We start from the raw sequence: 16,983 nt of genomic DNA, 5'->3' as shown, positions 1-16,983 counted from the left end.
CGCGCCCGGGCCCGCAGCCGCCCCCGGCGTTGGCGTCTCGGCCCCCGGCCTGGCCGCCCGGGCCCGCAGCCGCTCCCGGCGATGGCGTCTCGCCCTCACGTCGGGGCGCGCGAGACGCCATGTTCGCGTGCGGCTGTGGGGGGAACTGATGCGGGACCGCCCACGCCGGAGAAGCCCACCCATCCCGGCGAACCCGTCCCCGGGCGCGCCCGGGGCTGCATCCGCTCTCGGTGGTGGCGTCTCGCTCCCCGGCCAGCCCGCCGGTCTCGCAGCCGCTCCCGGCGATGGCGTCTCGCCCGCACGTCGGGGCGCGCGAGACGCCCTGTTGGCGTGCGGCTGTGGGGCGCATGATGCCGGTCCGCCCCACGCGGGCGAGGCCCACCCATCCCGGCGAACCCACCCAGGGCGCGCCCGGGCCTGCAGCCGCTCTCGGTGATGGCGTCTCGCTCCCCGGCCTGCCCGCCGGTCTCGCAGCCGCTCCCGGCGATGGCGTCTCGCCCTCACTTCGGGGCGCGCGAGACGCCCTGTTCGCGTGCGGCTGTGGGGGGAACTGATGCGGGAGCGCCCACGCCGGAGACGCCCACCCATCCCGGCGAACCCGGCCCCGGGCGCGCCCGGGGCTGCATCCCCGCGCGGTGTGGGCGGCTCGCTCCCCGGCCTGCCCGCCGGTCGCGCAGCCGCTCCCGGCGATGGCGTCTCGCCCGCACGTCGGGGCGCGCGAGACGCCCTGTTCGCGTGCGGCTGTGGGGGGAACTGAGGCGGGACCGCCCACGCCGGAGAAGCCCACCCATCCCGGCGAACCCGTCCCCGGGCGCGCCCGGGGCTGCATCCGCTCTCGGTGATGGCGTCTCGCTCCCCGGCCTGCCCGCCGGTCTCGCAGCCGCTCCCGGCGATGGCGTCTCGCCCACACTTCGGGGCGCGCGAGACGCCCTGTTCGCGTGCGGCTGTGGGGGGAACTGAGGCGGGACCGCCCACGCCGGAGAAGCCCACCCAGCCCGGCGAACCCGTCCCCGGGCGCGCCCGGGGCTGCATACGCTCTCGGTGAAGGCGTCTCGCTCCCCGGCCTGCCCGTCCAGCCCGCAGCCGCTCCCCGGGGTGGCGTCTCGCCCTCACTTCGGGGCGCGCGAGACGCCATGTTGGCGTGCGGCTGTGGGGCGCATGATGCCGGACCGCCCCACGCGGGCGAGGCCCACCCATCCCGGCGAACCCGACCCCGGGCGCGCCCGCCCGGCGCACACTGTGCTCTAGGTCACCATGAGGACAGTACCCTGGGGTATGGTTCGGCCAGCGCTCAGCAGTCGCACAGGGGGAGGGGGCGGGAGATGGCGAGTCGGGTGACGACCGCGGTCCGATCCGTCGGCGACCTCTACGCCCTCTCCGTCGACGCGATGGCCGGGCTGTTCACCGGCCCGTGGCGCTGGCGCGAATTCGTCGAACAGTACTGGTTCATCGCCCGCGTCTCGCTGGTCCCGACCGTGCTCATGGCGTTGCCGTTCACGGTCCTGGTGGTGTTCACCCTCAACTCCCTCCTCGGCGAGATCGGCGCCAGCGACATGGCAGGCGCCGGCGCGGGACTGGGTGCGGTCACCCAGATCGGTCCGCTCGTGACCGTCCTCGTCGTGGCAGGCACGGGTGCGACCGCCGTGGCCGCCGACCTGGGCTCCCGCACGATCCGGGACGAGATCTCGGCGCTCGAGGTCCTGGGGTTGGATCCGGCAACGCATCTCGTCCTGCCCCGCGCACTGGCCTCGGCGCTCGTGGCCGCCACGCTCAACGCAGCGGTCTGCGCGATCGGGCTGGCCGGCGGGTTCGTCTTCTCCGTCTACCTGGGCAACGTCGACCCCGGGGCGTTCGCCGCGGGCGTGACTCTTCTCGTGGGCCCCGCGGAACTCGTCCTCTCCGAGGTCAAGGCCGCGCTGTTCGGGCTCATCGCCGGGCTGGTCGCTTGCTATCGGGGCCTCGCCGTCACGGGCGGGCCGAAGAGCGTCGGCGACGCGGTCAACGAGACCGTGGTGTTCTCGTTCGTCGCCCTGTTCCTGGCCAACCTCGTCCTCACCGCGATCGGCATCCAGGTGACGGGCGGATGAGCGGCCGGGGCCTGCAGACGCGGGGCGCGGCGTCCGGTGCGCGGCGGTGGGGCGCGGCGTCCGGTGCGCGGCGGTGGGGCGCGGCGTCCGGTGCGAGGCGGTGGGGCGCGGCGCCCGGTGCGCGGCGGCGGGGTGTGCTCGATGCCGTGGACGAGCTCGGGACTGCCCTGCTCTTCGTCGCGCACGCCCTGCGGGCCGCCGCGACCGCGCCCGTGCGCCAGGGCCGCGAGACGCTACGCGTCACCACCGAGGTGGGCCTGGGCACGGGCGTGCTCGCGATGTTCGGCGGCAGCCTGGCCATCCTCGGCTTCATCACCCTCTTCGCGGGCGCCACGGTGGCCGTCCAGGGCTACAACTCCCTCGGCGACATCGGCGTGGAGGCGCTCACCGGCTTCCTGGCCGCGTACGTCAACATCCGTGTCGTCGCGCCGGTCACCGCCGGGGTGGGTCTGGCCGCGACGATCGGCGCCGGCACCACGGCGCAGCTGGGCGCGATGCGCATCAGCGAGGAGATCGACGCCCTCGAGGTGATGGCCGTGGACCCGGTCCGCTATCTCGTGGGCACGCGAATCGTCGCGGGACTGCTCACGGTCATCCCGCTGTACTCGTTGTCCGTGCTCGCGTCGTTCCTGGCCAGCCGAGTCGCGACGGTGGCGGTGCTGGGCCAGTCGCCGGGCGTGTACGACCACTACTTCTCCACGTTCCTCAACCCGGTGGACGTGGTGTGGTCGTTCGCGCAGGCCGTCGCGATGGCGCTCACGGTGATGATCATCCACACCTACTACGGGTTCACGGCCGCCGGCGGACCGGCGGGGGTCGGGATGGCGACGGGCCGGGCGGTCCGGATGTCGCTCACGGCGGTGGTCCTGGTGACGCTGCTCATCTCGCTCGCCCTGTACGGGGACGCGCCGACCGTGAGGCTGGCGGGCTGACGTGACGGCGACGGGGAAGGGTCGGCTGGCCGTGCTGGTGGCGGTGCTCCTGGCGGTGGCGGCCCTCGTCGTCGTCACCATCTCGTTCCGGGGCGGGTGGGCGCGCACGATGGACCTCACCCTCCACGCGGACCGGTCGGGGTTGGTGTTGGAGCCGGGCGCGATGGTCATGCGGCACGGCGTCCAGATCGGACGCGTGGCGTCGGTCCACCCCCACGGCGACGGCGCGCGCATCGAGCTGGAACTGGACCGGGAGTACTCGTCGGCGCTGCCGGCCGACACCACCGCGGACATCACCGCGAGCACCCTGTTCGGCGCCAAGCGCGTGGTGCTGTCCGGGGGCGACGACGACGAGGTCGGCGGCTCCACGGGCGTGCTGGCCTCGGGGGATGCGCTCGGCGCGCAGTCGGTGACGACCGAGACGCAGACGGTGTTCCAGTCGCTGACCGAGGTCATGACGGCCGTACAGCCGGAGAAGGCGGCCGCGGTGACGGGGGCTCTCGCGCGCGGCGTGCGTGGGCGTGGCGAGGAGATCGGGCGGGCCACCGTGGCGGTCTCGGAGTTCACCGGGGCGGTCAACCCGGAACTCGGGATGCTGCGGCAGGACCTGCGGGCGGGGGCCGCGGCGGCGGACGGGCTGGCGGCGGCGTCACCGGATCTGGTGTCGGCGCTGTCGGGACTGCGGGTGCCGGCGCGGACGGTGACCGAGCAGGCTGCCACCCTCGACGTGCTGCTGCCGGCCATCGCCGGGGTGGCGGTGGAGGGTAACGCCCTGCTCGAGCCGCACGAGCAGGAACTCGCGGACGTGTTCGGCCTGCTCCGGCCCACCGCGGAACTGCTCGATCGGTACTCACCGGCCATCCCGTGCTTCTTGCAGGGGGCCGACCGGGCGCGGCGGTTGGCCGAGCCGGCGTCGGGGGCCAACGGGTACTCGATGGTGCTCAACTCGACCCTGCTGCTGGGGGTGGACCCGTACCGCTACCCGGAGGACCTGCCGGTCGTGCGCGCCGGCGGGGGGCCGCGCTGCGGGGAGCTGCCCGTGCGCACGCCGGAGGACGGCAACGCCTCGTATCTCGTGGCCGACGTCGGGATGAACCCCTTCGAGCGGGGCAACACCTCGCCGGAGTTCGACGCCGCCCCGCTGTGGGTACTGCTCACGGAGGGGATGGGATGAGCCGGCACCCGGCGTCCACGCCCGCCCCGCGCGCCGCTGCGCACCGGGCGCCGCGGCCGCATCGGCGGCGGACACGCGCGGCGCTGCCGGCGGCGGTCTACACGGTCGTCATGCTGCTCGTGTTGGCGGGCCTCTGGGTGGTGTTCGCGCAGGTGCGGTTCGGCGAGTCGGTCTCGTACTCCGCCGAGTTCACCGACGTCTCCGGTCTCGAGGCCGGCGAGACCGTCCGCGTCCACGGGGTGGAGGTGGGGCGGGTCGACGCGGTCGAGTTCCACGTTCCCGACCCCGATCCCGCCACGGGCGGGGCCGCGACGGGCGCGCCGACCGTGACGGTGCGGTTCAGCGTGCACGACGCCTACCGGCCCCGCGCCGGCACCGGCGCCACGGTCCGGTACCTCAACCTCGTCGGCGACCGTTACCTGGAGCTCACCGACGCCCCTGCGGCCGACGCGGGTTCGTCCGCCGCCACGCCCGCAGCCGCCGAGTTGCCCGCCGGCGCGACGATCGGCCTCGACCGCACCACCCCGGCCCTCGACCTGGACGCGCTCGTGGGCTCCTTCCAGCCGCTGTTCCGGGTTCTGGAGCCGGGGCAGGTCAACCGGCTCAGCGGGGAGCTCATCGCGGTCCTGCAGGGACAGCAGGACGACGTCGGGGTGATCGTCCGTTCGATCGGCGAGGTGACCGGTCACCTGGCGGACCGGGACCGGGTGATCGGGTCGGTCATCACCCACCTGGGGCGGGTGCTCGACACTCTCGAGCGGCAGCAACCGGCGCTGGAGCGGTCCCTCGTCCACGCCCGGGAGCTGACCTCGGCGCTCGCCGCGGACGCCGAGACGGTCGCGTCGGCGACCCGTCATCTCGACGACACCGCCGCGGAGCTGGCACTGCTCGCCGCGGACGTCCGGCCGGACCTGCGTGCGGACATGGACGGCGTCGACGCGGTCGCCCGCCAGGTGGACTCCCGCCGGGACACGCTCACGCAGTTGCTCACCGAGCTCCCGGAGACGTATCGCTCGCTCACCCGACTCGGCGCGTACGGCGGGTTCTTCAACTACTACCTGTGCGGTCTGCAGATCCGGGTCTCCGACCTGCGGGGCGGGTCCACCACGAGTCCGTTGTTCACCCAGCAGGGCGGGAGGTGTGCGCCGGCATGAGCGATCCCGTGCGCCGGCGGCGCCCCGTGCGGCCGCGTCGAGCCGTGCGCCTGCGCGAGCGCAACCCCCTCGTCGTGGGCGTCATCGGCACGATCGTCATCGCCCTGGTGGTGCTGGGCGCGCTCAACCTGCGGTCCCTGCCGGGGGTGGACCGTACCGAGGGCTACACCGCCCGGTTCGTCGACACCGGCGGTCTGGGCGTGGGGGACCCGGTGCGGATCGCCGGGAAGGACGCCGGCCGCGTCACCGACATCCGGATCGACGGAGACGCCGTGCGCATCGACTTCACCGTGGACGGCCGGATCGGGCTCGGGTCCGACACCCGCGCGGAGATCGCGACCGCGACCGCACTCGGGGCCCGCGAACTGCGCGTCCTGCCCGCCGGCCCGGGACGGCTCGACCCCGGCGCGGTCCTCGACCTGGACCGCACCACCGCGCCGTACAACCTCGCCGAGACCCTGGGCCGGCTCGGGCGGACCGGCGAGGAGATCGACATGGAGCAACTCGCGGTCGCGCTGGAGACGGTCTCCTCGACCCTCGACGAGGCCCCGGAGCACGTCGACGCGGCCCTCGACGGGGTCGGCCGGCTGTCGACGTCGATCGCCGAACGGGACGCCGCCCTGCGCGAGTTGTTCGCCGACGCCGAGGTCCTCTCGGAGTTGCTGGCCCGCCGCGGGGACGAGATCGACACCCTCCTGCGCGACGCCCGCGTGCTGCTCGCGGCGCTGCGCGAGGAACAGGAGTCGCTCGAGACGCTGGCCGGCACGCTCCGGGCGTTCACCGTCCAGATCCGCGGGCTCATCAGCGACCACGACCGGACTCTCACCCCGACCCTGGAGCGGGTCGAGGGGCTGCAGGAGCTGGTGCTGGAGCACCGCGAGGGGCTGGCCCTGGCGATCCAGCGGCTGGGGCCGTACGCCACCGAACTCGGCGAGGCCGTGGCGTCGGGGCCGTTCTTCAACTCCTACATCCAGAACCTGCTGCCGGCGGAGGTCATCGAGCCGGCCCTCAACGACGCCCTGACCCGCGCGGGGGTCGGCGTCCCGCCCGCCGCGGCCCCACCCGCGGGCCCACCCGCGGCCCCACCGGTGGCGGCCCCGCCCGCGGCGCCGCCCGCCGCCGCAGCGCCCGCGGCCGGCCCCGAGCCGCTCGCCGGGGGCCCGCGATGACGCGCCGGGTCCTCACTGCCGTCGCCCCCTGGGTGGCGGGGCTGCTCGTGCTCCTGCTCGCCGCCGGGCTCGTGGACCTGCGGGTGCCGTGGCGTCCGTACGAGAGCTACACGGCCGAGTTCGTCTCGGCCCGCGGCCTCTACGTGGGTGACGACGTCCGGGTGATGGGCGTGCCGGTCGGGCGGGTCACGGCGGTGGAGCCGCGGGGCGACCGCGTGGTCGTCGACTTCCTCGTCGAGCGCGACCAACCCCTGCCCGCGGGGGTCGACGCCGTCGTGATGGCCCCGACCCTGGTGGCGGCGCGCTTCCTGCAGCTCAGCCCGCCGTACACCGGCGGGCCGGTCACCGAGCCCGGCGCCACGATCGGCCTCGACCACACCGCGGTGCCCGTGGAGTGGAACGAACTCGTCACCCAGCTGCACCGCCTGTCAGGCACACTCGGGCCGGGCCCCGGCGATGAGACCGGTCCCGCGGGCCGGGCGGTGGCCGCCGCGGACGCCGTGTTGTCCGGACGCGGCGACGACGTCCGCGACACCGTGCGGCAGCTGCGCTCGGCGCTGCAGACGGTCTCCGACGGCCGCGACGATCTCTTCGCCACCGTCCGCAACCTCGAGGCGTTCACCGCGGCGATGGAGGGATCCGGCGAACAGATCACCTCGTTCAACGAGGTCATGGCGGCGGTGACCGTCTCGGTGGACCGCGGACGGGGCGAGATCGGGCCGGCGCTGACCGAGCTCGACGCGGCGGTGGACGAGGTCCGCGACTTCGTCCGCGACAACCGCGAGGTGAGCACCGGGACCGCCCGCACCACCGCCGAGCTCGTGCGGGTGCTGGCCGAGCAGCGTGACGACATCGCACAGATCCTGCACGTCGCGCCCACGGCCCTGTCCAATCTTCAGGGCATCTACCAGCCGTCGCAGAACGCGGTGATCTCCGCGCTCGCGCTGACCAACTTCGCCAACCCGATGCAGTTCATCTGCTCGGCCCTGGCCGCCGCCGAGGAGACCGACGTGCACACCGCCTCCGAGGAATGCGTGCGCCTCCTCGGGCCGACCCTGTCCGCGATGGCCGTGGACTATCCGCCCGTCGCCATCAACCCCAGCCGCGGGGTCGGCGCGCTGCCGCACCAGCTCGACTACACCCACGACCACCTGCGACCGGCGGCCGCGCCCGATGTGACGGACCTGCTCACCGAGGGGGTGCGGTGATGCGGCGCCGCGCGGTGGCGACCGCGCTGGTCCTGGTGTCGACGACGACGATGACCGGCTGCGACTGGAAGGGGCTGAACAGTCTCCCGCTGCCCGGGACGGCAGGCGGCGGGCCGGGCGGCTACTCGGTGACGGTGCAGCTGGCGGACGTCACCACCCTGGACCGGAACGCCCGTGTCCGGGTCGGCGACGTGACCGTCGGCCGGATCGCCGACATCGCCGTGGGCCCGGGCTGCGCCGAGGTGACGGTCGAGCTCGACGGCGACGTCGCCCTGCCCCGCAACGCCGTCGCGCGGGTGGGGCAGAGCAGCCTGCTGGGCGCCTCCCACCTCGAGCTGGCGGCACCGGTCGAGGAGCGGGCCGAGGGCACGCTCTCGGCCGGCGACCTCATCCCGCTCGAACGCAACGGCGGGTACCCGACCACCGAGCAGACCCTCGCGACGCTCGCCGCGGCGCTGGGCGGCAGCGGCCTCGCGCAGGCCGCGGAGGTCTTCGGCGAACTCGACACCGCCATGACCGGCCGCACCGACCGGACCCGCGCGGTGGTCGGCCGGGTCAGCGAGCTCCTGGCCGGGTTGGAGACCCAGAAGGAGGACATCGTCGTGGCCCTGGAGGCACTCGAGCGGCTGTCGGCCGAGCTCGCGGTCCGCAGCGAGGAGGTCGAGGGCGGAGTCGCCGACCTCGGTCCCGCACTCGAGGTGCTCGCGCAGCGCCGGGAGCGGCTGATCGAGGCCACCCGCGCCGTGGACACGGTCACCGCGACCGCCGGCCGCGTCGTCGAGGTATCCGGCGGTGACATCCGCGCGGACCTCGCCGCGCTCGACCCGGTCCTGCAGGGTCTCGCGGAGTCGGGGGACGCGCTCACCGAATCCCTGCGCTACCTCGCGACGTTCCCGTTCCCGCTGGACACCTACCGCAACGCGGTGCGCGGCGACTACGCCAACGGCACGGTGATCCTCGATCTGCGACTGCCCGTCCTGGACACCGCCCTGCTCATCGGCACGCCCCTCGAGGGGTCGCTGGCCTCGCTCGACACGATCCTCGGGGTGCCCGCACCGCCCGTCGAACCCGCCCGCGTGGGACTCGGCGACACCCTCGCGCCCCCGGCCGCAGGAGGCGGCGCATGAGGCGGCGGTGGCGGGAGACGAGCGAGGCCACCCGCGGCATCGCGCTGAAGCTCGCGGCGTTCGTGCTGGTCGGCACCATCGCGTTCGTCCTCGTGGTGTTCTCGTTCGCCCGCATCCCGCAGCACCTCGGGTGGGGCCGCATGGAGGTCGCCCTGGAGATGCGCGACGCCTCGGGTCTGTATCCACGCGCCAACGTCCTGTACCGCGGGGTCGAGGTCGGCCGGGTGCGCCACGTCGAGATGACCCCCTCGGGTGCCCGCGCCACGCTCCTGCTCGACCGCGAGGCGCGGATCCCCGCCGACCCGACTGCGTACGTCGGCGCGATGTCGGCGGTGGGGGAGCTGATCGTCGACCTCGTGCCCGAGACGCCCGGCGTCGCCGCGGCACCCGGCTCCGGACCCGCCCCGGCATCCCCGGCGGCCGAGCCCACCGGCCCGTTCCTCGCCGACGGCGACGTCATCGGCGCCGACCGCGTCCGCCCGCCGGTGCCGGTCGCCGAGACGGTCGACATGCTCGAGGCCACCCTCGACTCGGTCGGACCGGAACGCCTGACCACGCTCGTCGACGAGTCCGCCCGCGCGGTCGGCGGGGCGGGCGACGACCTGGCCGCCTCGGTGGACGCGCTCACCGGGCTCGCCCGGGAGATGGGCCGGGACCGCGAACAGTGGGCGTCGCTGCTGCGGCGGTCCGCGCCCCTGCTGGAGGCGCAGGCCGCGTCCTCGGCGGACCTGCGCGAGTGGGCCGGGGCCACGAACCGGGTGGCGGCCGAGGTGGCGGCGGCCGACCCCGCGCTGCGCGGGGTCATCGAGGGTGCGCCGGCGGCCGCCGCCGAGACGATCCTGCTGTTCCGCGAACTCTCGCCGACGTGGCCGCTCCTCCTGGCGAACCTGGTGACCGTGGAGCAGGTGGCGGCCGTCTATACGCCGTCGCTCGAGCAGATCCTCGTGTTGTTCCCGGCGATCATGGACTCCACGCAGTCGGCGGCGTTGCCCAACGCCGGCGACGCGATGCCCGCGCAGAACACCTTCTTCGTCAACAGCTACAACGATCCGCCACCGTGCACCACGGGATTCCTGCCGCCGGAGCAGCGGCGCTCGCCCACCGAGCTCGACGTTCCCGACACCCCGCCGGACCTGTACTGCAAGGTTCCCGAGGACTCACCCGTGGCGGTGCGCGGTGCCCGCAACATGCCGTGCATGGAATACCCGGGCCTGCGCGCGGCGACGGTGGCGCTGTGCCGCGAGAAGGCCGGCGCGGCGGGGGTCGCGATGGTCGCGGCGCCGCGCACCTATGATCCCGGCACCGGCGCGTACCCGACCGGTCCGCCTGCGGTCGGCGACGCGGGCGTGTCCGTCCTCGACCGCCCGACCGGCCCGGTCGACGTGGGGGATCTCCTCTCTCCGCCGTAATTTCTGAGAATTGTCAAAGTCCCGAGTATCGTCATCTTCTCCAGCGGCCGCCCCCTCGCGTCCGCGACCACCGGGAGGCGACATGCTCGCGCGGTTCCTATCGATGCTGGTCCTACTGCTGCTCGCCGCGTCCCCGGCAGCCGCCGGGGCGTCGCCGCTGGCGGGCCTGCCGGGCGGTTCGCTCGCGTCCGGGAGCGTGTCGCTGTCGTCAGGTTCAGATTCGCTTACACCGGAGCCGAACTACGACCCGGTCGATCCCGGCAGCGGAAGACTGATCGCCTCCAGTGGCTTCGACGTGACGCGTGACGGATTCTCCTTCGACAACTGGGGCCCCGGCAGCGACGAGCACCGGCGCAGCCTGACCCCCGCGGCCATGCAGTCGCTGTTCGGCGACGGCATCTGCGCGCGGATAGTCAACGGCGAGTGTGTGCTGAGCGCTCCCGGCGCCGCGCTCGAATCGGCGGCGAACGAGATGGCCGCCGGTGGCCACTGCTACGGGATGGCCGCTCTGGCGGGGCTCTTCCACACCGGCGGTCTCGACAAGGCCGACTACCTGCCGCCCGGCCAGACCGTGTTCGAGGCCCAGCCCTCCGACGCGCTCGACCGACTGATCTCCCGCTACTGGGCGGCCCAGATCTCGAGTCCCAGCAGCACCGCGACCACCCAGAACTCGGTCGCCCAGACGGTGCGGACGCTGATCTCGGCGTGGGCTCGCGGCGACAACTTCATCCTCTCGTTCTTCGACGCCGAGGGTGCGGGCGGCCACGCGGTCACCCCTATCGCCCTGCGCGACCTGGGGGCGGGGCGGATCGGAATCGTCGTCTATGACAACAACTTCCCCGGCGTGGAGAAGATCTTCGTCACCGACCCCGTCACCGACTCGTGGTACTACACCACCGCCACCACCCCGTCCGAGCCCGCCCATCTCTACGTCGGATCGCGGGCCAACCGGCTCCACCTCACCCCGCTGCGTGCGACCACGCAGATCCACGAGTGTCCCGTCTGTGCCGATGCCGGCGACGATTCCGTCACGGTCCTGGTCAAGCGGGCGCCGGGCACGGGCGACGAGACCTCGGACCAGCCCGCCATCCGCCTGACGACCCCGGCCGGCGGGCCCGTCCCGGGTCTCACGCCGCTCGAGTTCATCAGCACCATGGACAGTGTCGCGGCCGTGGTCCCCGAGGACGCCGCGTTCGACATCACGCTGGGCAACGCGGGCTCCGGGCCCGCGGCCGTCTGGGATGTCACCCTCTTCGGTGACGGCTGGACGAACGAGGTCGACGGCATCTCACTGGGCTCCGGCGACTCGGCGACCATCTCGGTCTCGGCGGACCAGCGCCGGCTCGGGCTGCGGAGCACCGCCCGACTGGAACCGGTGCTCGCCATCGCGGAGGAGCAGGCGGACTGGTCGGTGTCAGCTGTGGCCCGAGGTCTGTCGTTGGCACCCGGAACAGGCGCCTCCGTGCAGCGGCAGCTCGACGGGGATTTCGTGTTCGCACTCGACGGCGAGGGCCCGGACGGGTCGACGGAGATCGTCGTCCTGCGCCGGGATGTCGAGCGCGACCACCTCGTCCGCACTCCCGGGCCGGTGACGATACCCGTCGGTGCGTCGGCCTCGGTCGCTGCGAGCACCTGGGACGGCACCGCCCCGTTGGTCGTCCGCGTCGAGGGTGTGGGCGTCAGCCGGGAGTATCCACTCGGGTAGCCCCCCCGACGATCGCGGGCCGGTCACCGGGGCGTGAACTCGGCGACCAGCCAGCGGTCGCCGTCACGGACCAGGCCCACCTCGACGACGGTCTGGAGCACGTGGGGGATGCCGTCGGCGCCCACGGTGTGGCGGTCGAGGTAGACGACGACGAGGGCCTCGTCCCCGTCCAGCCCGGCCAATGCCGAGCCGGCGGAACGGGCCGACGACGCCACCTGCCCGGACCTGCTCCGCGGCACGGTGACCTCGCGACTCTGCTGCCGGAACCGGTCGAGGAACGGGGGCGCGAGGAGCTCCTCCGCGGCCGCCAGGTCCTCGGCCACCGTCCCGGGCCGGTAGTCGAGGACGGCGAGCGCCGCGGTCTCGGCGGCGACCACCGCGTGCGCCGCGCGGTGGTCCCTCTCGTCGACGCGCCGCTCGAGAAGCGTGAGAACCGCGGCGGACACCGCCAGCAGCACGACGACCAGCACGAGCAGGACCCGGAGCCGCCGCGCTCCGCGCCGTGAGCCCGGTGCCGCGCCCGTCCGGTGCTCGCCGTCCCCGTCGATACCGGTCACGCCCGCCCCCTGACAGCGTCCGGATGCGGGAGGATGGCCCCATGAGCACGACGCCGACACCAGCGCGCCCCTCCACCGAACGCCCGACGAGCACGGTCGCGGTCCGCGACGTGGCCCTGCGCGACGGCCTGCAGCTCACCGACGGCCGCCTGTCCACGGCGTCCAAGGTGACGCTCGTGAGGACGCTGCTCGGGCTCGGCGTGCCGGAGCTCGAGGTGGGCTCCATGGCCCGGCCGGACCTGGTCCCGGCGCTCGCGGACACCCTCGACGTCATCGCCGCACTCGACGAGGACGAGCGCGACCGCTGCTGGGTGTGGGTGGCGACTCCGGGCCACGTGCGCCGCGCCGCCGACGCGGGCGTCCGCCGCTTCCAGTACTGCCTGTCGGTCACCGACGAGCACAACACGGCCAACATCGGGCGTGACACCGAGACCAGCATGGCGGCGCTGCCCGACGCGCTCGAGGCCGCGGCGGCGGTCGGCGGGACCGTCCAGTTGTGCCTGGCGACCACGTTCACCTGCCCGATCACCGGGCCCGTCGACCCGGAGCGGGTGCTGCGTCTGGTCGCCGACCCGCGCGGTGCGGGCACGGTCGACGTGGTACTCGCCGACACGCTCGGGCAGGCGCACCCGGGGCAGGTGCGCGACCTCGTCGCCGCCGCCGCGGAGCCGGCGGGGGAGCGACGGATCGTCTTCCACGGGCACGACACGTGGGGGATGGGGGTCGCCAACACCCTGGCCGCGGTCGACGCCGGTGCGCAGATGGTGGACGCGGCGCTCGGCGGGCTCGGTGGCTGCCCGTTCGCCCCCGGCGCCTCGGGCAACACCGCCACCGAGGACGTCCTGTTCGCGCTGCGGCCCGGGTGGCTGGGGCCGCAGGGCTTCCACGAGCTGGTCGCCGCCTCGGACCGGATGCTCTCCGAGCTGGGGGAGGCCTCGCGGTCGCGTGCGTCCGCCGGGGCGCACGGCAACGGCCGACGGTTCGCCTGGACCCTGCCGCGGGACTGAGCCGCTCACACCGCCACCTCGGCGGACGACGCCAGCGCCCGGTCGCCGTGGAGCCCGGCCTCGATCCGCCACCGCCACAGGCGTTCCCCGGTGCCCTCCCCGGCACCGGATCTCACGGCCACCAGCAGGCGGGCACGGGCGGGTCCGTCCCCGCGGCCGAGCCCGCGGGGGAGGTCCTCCTGCTCGATCCCGGAGGCGACCACGGACGCGCGCGGGTGCACCTCGTCGTCGTCGCCCCCGTCACCCGCGTCGCCGTCACCTGCGTCGCCGTCACCCGCGTCGCCGTCGCGCGCGTCGACCAGGCGCAGGACCTCCGCCCGCCGCGCGGTGACCTCCTCGCGCAGCGGACCGGTGCTCAGCGCGGCGAGCCGGTCCAGGGACGCCTCGGCGTCGGGGCCCGACAGGGACGACAACAGGACCGCGACCTCGGTGGCCACGGCGGTCAGGCGCTCGCGGTCGGCGTCCGCGGTGCGGCGCGCCCACAGCGACGTCGCGGGCGTCACGGCCGCCCCGGCGGCCACCACCGCCGCCAGCACGAGCGCGACGGTGAGCCACGCGCCCCGCCGCCCGGCCCGCCGCCCGCGCCGGCCTCCGGACCGCTTCCCGCCCCACCGCCCTCCCGGCGGGTCAGATGACGCCACGGTCGGACAGCTCGGCCAGGCGCGCGGCGTCCAGGCCGAGCAGGTCGCGGTAGACGGCGACGTTGTCGAACCCCGGCTCGGGCGTCCCGCCGCGACGCACCGCGCCGGGGGTGTCCGCGAGCACGGGCACCACGCCCGGCCCCAGGACGGTGTCGTCGACCCCCGGCACCGTGTGCGGCACGATCATCTCGCGCGCCAGGAACTGCTCGTCGCGCACCACGTCGGCGACGGTGTTGACCGGGCCCACCACCACGCCGGCGGCGTCGAGGGTCTCGCGGATCTGCTCGGCGGTGCGCTCGGCGGCCCAGTCGGCGATGATCGCATCGATCTCGTCCTGGTGGATCCCGCGGGCGGAGTGGTCCACGAAGCGCGGGTCCTCCGCCAGCTCCGGCCGACCCATCGCGGCGCAGAGCCGCCGGAACACGGTGTCCTGGTTGGCGGCGATGATCACCCACGGCCCGTCGGCGGCGCGGTAGAGGTTCGACGGCGCGATCCCCTCCAGCCGCGTGCCGGACGGGCCGCGCACCACGCCGGCGGCGTCATAGTCGGGGATCACCGACTCCTGCACCGCCAGGCACGATTCGGTGAGCGCCACGTCCACCACCTGACCTCGCCCCGTGGTGGTGCGGGCCAGCAGCGCGGCGAGGATCCCCTGCACGGCGAACATCCCGCCGAGCGTGTCGCCGATCGACAGGGCCATGCGCGGCGGCGGCTGGTCGGGGAAGCCGTTGAGGTGGCGCAGGCCCGACACGCCCTCGGCGACGGAGGCGTACCCGGCGCGGGTGGCCTGCGGCCCGGTCTGGCCGTAGCCCGAGACGCGGCCGATCACCAGGCCCGGGTTGACCTCGTGCAGGCGGTCCGGGCCCAGCCCCCACTTCTCCAGGGTGCCGGGGCGGAAGTTCTCCACCACGACGTCGGCCCGGGCCACCAGGTCCAGGAAGAGCGCTCCGCCGTCCTCGCTGCGCAGGTCGAGCGTGACGGACTCCTTGTTGCGGGCGTGGACGGTCCAGAAGTGGCGCCGGCCGTCGCGCTCACCCTGCCCCCACGTGCGCAGCGGGTCCGGGCGGCCGGGGTCCTCGATCTTGACCACGCGCGCGCCCATGTCGCCGAGGAGGCGGCCGGCGAACGGCCCGGCGATGAGGGTGCCCAGTTCCAGCACCAGCATCCCGGCCAGCGGCCCGGTCGCCCGGTGCTCCTCCGTCGTCGCCGCCACGCCCGGCTCCCTTCCGGCGGCGCGCGGCCCGGGTCGCCTTCCGGCGCCGGGCCGCGCGGCCTCGTCTGACTCGTTCTTCTCGGTCCGATCCCCTAGAACCCTAGGTGGACGGTCTTCTCCTCGGTGAAGGCCTCGAGTCCGCTCACCCCGAGCTCGCGCCCGATCCCGCTGGCCTCGCGGCCGCCCCACGGCAGCGACGGATCCGGAACGCCCCACCCGTTGACCCAGACCGTACCCACCCTGAGCTGCGGGATCACCGAGTGCACGGTGGACAGGTCGCGCGAGAAGATGAACGCGTTGAGCCCGTACGGGGTGTCGTTGGCGATGCGGATCGCCTCGTCGGAGTCCGAGAACGTGATGACGGTGGCGACGGGGCCGAAGATCTCCTCGCGCGCGATGGTCAGCGAATTGTCGCCGCGGAACACCGTCGGCTCGACGAAGTAGCCGCGATCGCCGACCCGGCCGCCGCCGGTGACGAGCTCGGCGCCCTCCGCGCGGCCCTTCTCGATGTAGCCCATGATCCGGTCGAACTGCCGGGCGTTGACGATCGTGCCCTGGGTGCTGGCCGGGTCGAACGGGTCGCCGACCACCGAGGAACGCGCGAAGTCGACCAGCCCGTCGACCACCCGGTCGGCGATCGACTCGTGCACCACCACGCGCGTGCCGGCGGCGCAGACCTGGCCCTGGTGGTAGAAGTTGCCCATCGCGATCCAGGGCATCGCGGATTCCAGATCGGCGTCGCCGAACACCAGCTGCGGCGCCTTGCCGCCGAGTTCGAGGGTCACCTTGCGGAACTTCTCTCCGGCCAGCGACTGGATCTGCCGGCCGACGCGGGGGCTGCCGGTGAAGGTGATCTTGTCGATACCCGGATGCTGGGCCAGGGCGGCGCCGGCGGTCGCGCCGAGGCCGGTGACGACGTTGAACACACCGTCCGGCACGCCCGCCTCGGCGAGCAGGTCCGCCAGGCGCAGGGGAGCGAGCGAGGCGTCCTCGGCGGGCTTGAGCACCACCGAGCAGCCCGCGGCCAGCGCGGGGGCGACCTTCCACGAGGCCACCACGGTGGGGTTGTTCCACGGGGTGATGGCACCCACGACGCCGAGCGGTTGGCGCAGGGTGAAGCCGAAACGCCGCTGGTCGCCGACGTTCGGCAGCTGGGCGCTCTGGCCGTAGATCTTGTCGGCCGAGCCGGCGTAGTGCCGGAACACCGCGGCCGCGGCGGGCACGTCCCCGCCCACGGTGTGGAGGTAGAGCTTGCCCATCTCGGTGGTCTCGAGGGTGGACAGCTCGGCGGCGTGGGCCTCGATGAGGTCGGCGGCCCGCATGAGGATCCGGCCGCGTTCGGCGCCGGGCATCCGCGACCACACGCCCGACTCGAACGCCTCCCGCGCGGCCGCGACGGCCCGGTCGACGTCCTCGGGGCCGCCGGCGGCGAGCTCGGTGATCCGCTCCTCGGTGGCCGGGTTGAGGGCGTCGATCGCCTGCCCGGACGCGGGTGCGACGGTCCGGCCGCCGATGCGCAGCCCGGTGTCGGGCAGGATCAGCGGCGCTACCTCGGGGAACGTTGCGGTCATGGTGGGGTCTCCTGTCGGACGAGGGTGAT

14 protein-coding genes are annotated in these 16,983 nt (G+C 74.3%); 10 read left to right on the top strand and 4 right to left on the bottom strand.

Translation table 11 applies throughout. From position 1 onward, the window contains the following. Positions 1-1,322 precede the first annotated feature (1,322 nt). From RWK90_RS04960 to RWK90_RS04920, 9 genes are all read left to right on the top strand, one after another. Complete coding sequence (locus RWK90_RS04960; RefSeq protein WP_314035369.1) at positions 1,323-2,087, top strand: ABC transporter permease; 765 nt, start codon at positions 1,323-1,325, stop codon at positions 2,085-2,087. Next, complete coding sequence (locus tag RWK90_RS04955) at positions 2,084-3,019, top strand: ABC transporter permease (RefSeq protein WP_314035367.1); 936 nt, start codon at positions 2,084-2,086, stop codon at positions 3,017-3,019. The genes RWK90_RS04960 and RWK90_RS04955 overlap by 4 nt, the downstream gene beginning before the upstream one ends. A 1-nt stretch (position 3,020) precedes the next feature. Then, on the top strand, positions 3,021-4,193 hold the full coding sequence (locus RWK90_RS04950) for an MCE family protein (protein ID WP_314035364.1): 1,173 nt from the start codon (positions 3,021-3,023) through the stop codon (positions 4,191-4,193). An 83-nt stretch (positions 4,194-4,276) separates the two neighbouring features. Further along, positions 4,277-5,347 (top strand): MCE family protein, encoded by a 1,071-nt coding sequence (locus RWK90_RS04945; protein ID WP_314035932.1) that lies wholly within the window; start codon positions 4,277-4,279, stop codon positions 5,345-5,347. After that, the gene (locus tag RWK90_RS04940) at positions 5,344-6,516 is read left to right on the top strand and encodes an MlaD family protein (RefSeq protein ID WP_314035362.1); all 1,173 of its coding nucleotides are present in this window, start codon (positions 5,344-5,346) and stop codon (positions 6,514-6,516) included. The genes RWK90_RS04945 and RWK90_RS04940 overlap by 4 nt, the downstream gene beginning before the upstream one ends. Beyond that, positions 6,513-7,724 (top strand): MCE family protein, encoded by a 1,212-nt coding sequence (locus tag RWK90_RS04935; protein WP_314035361.1) that lies wholly within the window; start codon positions 6,513-6,515, stop codon positions 7,722-7,724. The genes RWK90_RS04940 and RWK90_RS04935 overlap by 4 nt, the downstream gene beginning before the upstream one ends. Further along, positions 7,724-8,851, top strand: coding sequence for an MCE family protein (locus tag RWK90_RS04930; RefSeq protein ID WP_314035359.1), 1,128 nt, complete (start codon positions 7,724-7,726; stop codon positions 8,849-8,851). The genes RWK90_RS04935 and RWK90_RS04930 overlap by 1 nt, the downstream gene beginning before the upstream one ends. Beyond that, on the top strand, positions 8,848-10,260 hold the full coding sequence (locus tag RWK90_RS04925; protein ID WP_314035357.1) for an MlaD family protein: 1,413 nt from the start codon (positions 8,848-8,850) through the stop codon (positions 10,258-10,260). Before RWK90_RS04930 ends, RWK90_RS04925 begins: the two co-directional genes overlap by 4 nt. 82 nt (positions 10,261-10,342) lie before the next feature. Continuing rightward, positions 10,343-11,965 carry a hypothetical protein gene (locus RWK90_RS04920; protein ID WP_314035355.1) on the top strand — a complete coding sequence of 541 codons (1,623 nt, stop codon included), beginning with the start codon at positions 10,343-10,345 and terminating at the stop codon, positions 11,963-11,965. Between the two features lie 23 nt (positions 11,966-11,988). Here RWK90_RS04920 and RWK90_RS04915 read toward each other — a convergent pair whose 3' ends face one another. Continuing rightward, positions 11,989-12,522, bottom strand: coding sequence for a hypothetical protein (locus tag RWK90_RS04915; RefSeq protein ID WP_314035353.1), 534 nt, complete (start codon positions 12,520-12,522; stop codon positions 11,989-11,991). A gap of 41 nt (positions 12,523-12,563) precedes the next feature. On the opposite strand from RWK90_RS04915, the gene RWK90_RS04910 reads away from it, so the two are divergent. Then, positions 12,564-13,529: a hydroxymethylglutaryl-CoA lyase gene (locus tag RWK90_RS04910; protein ID WP_314035351.1), complete on the top strand. Its 966-nt coding sequence runs from the start codon at positions 12,564-12,566 to the stop codon at positions 13,527-13,529. A 5-nt stretch (positions 13,530-13,534) separates the two neighbouring features. Here the strand turns inward: RWK90_RS04910 and RWK90_RS04905 are convergent, their stop codons facing one another. From RWK90_RS04905 to RWK90_RS04895, 3 genes are all read right to left on the bottom strand, one after another. Beyond that, on the bottom strand, positions 13,535-14,065 hold the full coding sequence (locus tag RWK90_RS04905) for a hypothetical protein (protein ID WP_314035350.1): 531 nt from the start codon (positions 14,063-14,065) through the stop codon (positions 13,535-13,537). 91 nt (positions 14,066-14,156) lie between these two features. Beyond that, on the bottom strand, positions 14,157-15,335 hold the full coding sequence (locus RWK90_RS04900; RefSeq protein ID WP_314035930.1) for a CoA transferase: 1,179 nt from the start codon (positions 15,333-15,335) through the stop codon (positions 14,157-14,159). A 140-nt stretch (positions 15,336-15,475) separates the two neighbouring features. Next, a complete protein-coding gene (locus tag RWK90_RS04895) occupies positions 15,476-16,954 on the bottom strand; it encodes an aldehyde dehydrogenase family protein (RefSeq protein WP_314035348.1) in 1,479 nt (492 codons plus the stop codon). Between the last annotated feature and the right edge of the window lie 29 nt (positions 16,955-16,983).

The sequence above is a fragment of the Dietzia sp. CH92 genome (genome assembly GCF_032248695.1).
In the GTDB taxonomy this organism is placed as follows: Bacteria; Actinomycetota; Actinomycetes; order Mycobacteriales; family Mycobacteriaceae; genus Dietzia.
This window is presented reverse-complemented; position numbering and strand designations above follow the sequence as displayed.

Coding starts and splice junctions, on each gene's coding strand:
- RWK90_RS04960 (WP_314035369.1), top strand. CDS start 1,323: ATGGCGAGTCGGGTGACGACCGCGGTCCGATCCGTCGGCGACCTCTAC.
- RWK90_RS04955 (WP_314035367.1), top strand. CDS start 2,084: ATGAGCGGCCGGGGCCTGCAGACGCGGGGCGCGGCGTCCGGTGCGCGG.
- RWK90_RS04940 (WP_314035362.1), top strand. CDS start 5,344: ATGAGCGATCCCGTGCGCCGGCGGCGCCCCGTGCGGCCGCGTCGAGCC.
- RWK90_RS04935 (WP_314035361.1), top strand. CDS start 6,513: ATGACGCGCCGGGTCCTCACTGCCGTCGCCCCCTGGGTGGCGGGGCTG.
- RWK90_RS04930 (WP_314035359.1), top strand. CDS start 7,724: ATGCGGCGCCGCGCGGTGGCGACCGCGCTGGTCCTGGTGTCGACGACG.
- RWK90_RS04925 (WP_314035357.1), top strand. CDS start 8,848: ATGAGGCGGCGGTGGCGGGAGACGAGCGAGGCCACCCGCGGCATCGCG.
- RWK90_RS04920 (WP_314035355.1), top strand. CDS start 10,343: ATGCTCGCGCGGTTCCTATCGATGCTGGTCCTACTGCTGCTCGCCGCG.
- RWK90_RS04910 (WP_314035351.1), top strand. CDS start 12,564: ATGAGCACGACGCCGACACCAGCGCGCCCCTCCACCGAACGCCCGACG.
- RWK90_RS04900 (WP_314035930.1), bottom strand. CDS start 15,335: ATGCTGGTGCTGGAACTGGGCACCCTCATCGCCGGGCCGTTCGCCGGC.
- RWK90_RS04895 (WP_314035348.1), bottom strand. CDS start 16,954: ATGACCGCAACGTTCCCCGAGGTAGCGCCGCTGATCCTGCCCGACACC.